General features: G+C 32.1%; 2 protein-coding genes. Both read left to right on the forward strand.

Features of this window, described 5'->3' with window-relative positions; translation table 11 throughout:
* Nucleotides 1-263 precede the first annotated feature (263 nt).
* Complete coding sequence (locus tag E1171_RS02150) at nt 264-755, forward strand: fasciclin domain-containing protein (RefSeq protein WP_155203627.1); 492 nt, start codon at nt 264-266, stop codon at nt 753-755.
* A 214-nt stretch (nt 756-969) separates the two neighbouring features.
* Nucleotides 970-1,128 (forward strand): hypothetical protein, encoded by a 159-nt coding sequence (locus E1171_RS23500; protein ID WP_187696194.1) that lies wholly within the window; start codon nt 970-972, stop codon nt 1,126-1,128.
* Nucleotides 1,129-1,958 lie beyond the last annotated feature (830 nt).

Raw genomic sequence — 1,958 nt, forward strand, 5'->3', positions numbered from 1 at the left:
TTTTCGGTTCATTGCAAAACATAAAAACTAAAAAAATCTAAAGTACCCCTCCCATCTTTCTAATATTTTTTGTTTATGTAGTGCTTCAACGAGAAGAATTAAATAATTTTCACAGAGTTACCCCATCGTCTATCAACCCAATAGGACCAATAGTATCATCAAACAAACCCACTTTATAAATAATAGAACTTTTTATAAACAAAATAAATCTTTTAAGCATTCGGCTTGTTTAGTTAGCAATAATCAAATCAATAAACAAAGCCATGAAAAGTCTGAGAAATTATTTATTAGCCATTGCCGTCTTCGGCTTTTTGGGATCTGCCGCCACCGCCCAGGAAAAAGATATTGTAGAATTAGCTCAGGGAAATGAAAACTTAAGTACATTGGTAGCAGCCTTACAAGCTGCAGGATTAGTAGAGGAACTTGAAAGTAAAGGACAATTCACCGTTTTTGCTCCTACCAACGATGCTTTTGCTGCCCTTCCCCCAGGAACTTTGGAGTATTTATTGAAACCAGAAAACAAGGATGAGTTAATTGAAATACTCACCTATCATGTATGTCGTGGAGAATTAATTTCGGAGGATTTGAAGAAAAAACAAGAAGTAAAAACCCTGGAAGGAGACAAAATTACTGTAAAGAAAAGAAAAGGAGAGGTTACAGTAAATGAGGATGCCATGGTAGTTATGGCAGATATACAGGCTTCAAATGGTGTAGTTCATGTTATTGACAAAGTAATCCTCCCTCCTGAGGATTAAAATTCATCAAACAGCCAATTTTTCTACTTAAGAGTTGGCTGTTCTCTTTACGATTTATCCGAAGATTTCTACCATTTGGAATAAAATTTGCAACCTTTATCCTATTTTTGCGTGAAAAATTTTTATATAATTATTTTTGTTTAATTTTGCATTTTTCTGAAAAATACTTAATTTTTTATAAGTTTAAGTTCAAAAATTTAAAAAACCACTGACCATGACTGCAATTCAAATTATCCTGGATTTGCTTATTCTCTTCGTACTACTAACTGCCGGCCTCACCAGTATAGGGGTATTATTTTGGCTACTTTTCAAAAAAGGAGCCCCTACTTATGAAGAATTCCTTGAAAACAATAAAGCTAAACAACTCAGCTGAAGTAATTAAAAATGAGAACTACCTTTATTGGAATTGAAAATCTATTATTTTGCCAAAGAAAGCAACAAAAAGCAGTACATATCAAGCAGTTGATTTGATATTAAACCTTCTGACAATAGATTATTTATTTATGTAAGGGCTTTTCCTGTTGTAAAAGTTATCTCTTGTAATGCTGTTTCATCAAATCCAAATCAAACTTCATTTAAAGACTAAATGTTCCTCCACTAAAAACGATACCTCTTTAATGCTTAGAGTTTAAAAATCTGGTAAAGATTCAGTTTCGGTTAAATTCCAAACACAACCCAATTCTCTTTCTATCTAACCAAATATACCCTTCAAAGAGTTATTTTACCTAAAATGCCACAGGTGTTGAACCTTTACTTCTTGATGGGGAATATATTTAGATTTAGGTTCAAAAACAATGAAAACTATTTTCCCAAAACAATCTGAAAACATTCTTAACCCCTATAGTTTTATACTTTCTCTCTTTCTCCTTCATCAAGAATAACTTCTTCAAGAAAGCCGAGTTGTTAAATACTCCAATATTTCCTGATTCCTAGGGATTAGTGCTTAATCTGAAAGAATAATTGGTTTTAGCGACAGAGATGGTGGAGAAAAAAAAAATAAATCACTTTTCGAGCGAAATTTATTTTTAGGACAAAAATAATAATCTAATTTTTCAGCCTTTGTGAAGTCATGAAGAATTTATCCCAAACATCGAATTGAAAAAATTTTTGGAGAAATCAAGCCTTCTAATGTACAAGGGAGTAGTGAAATATTATCTCGTAATGGAATAACATTTTGTAAAGGCAACTCGAGTTTTCTATTTT

Source organism: Xanthovirga aplysinae, from assembly GCF_009711365.1.
Lineage (GTDB): Bacteria > Bacteroidota > Bacteroidia > Cytophagales > Cyclobacteriaceae > Xanthovirga > Xanthovirga aplysinae.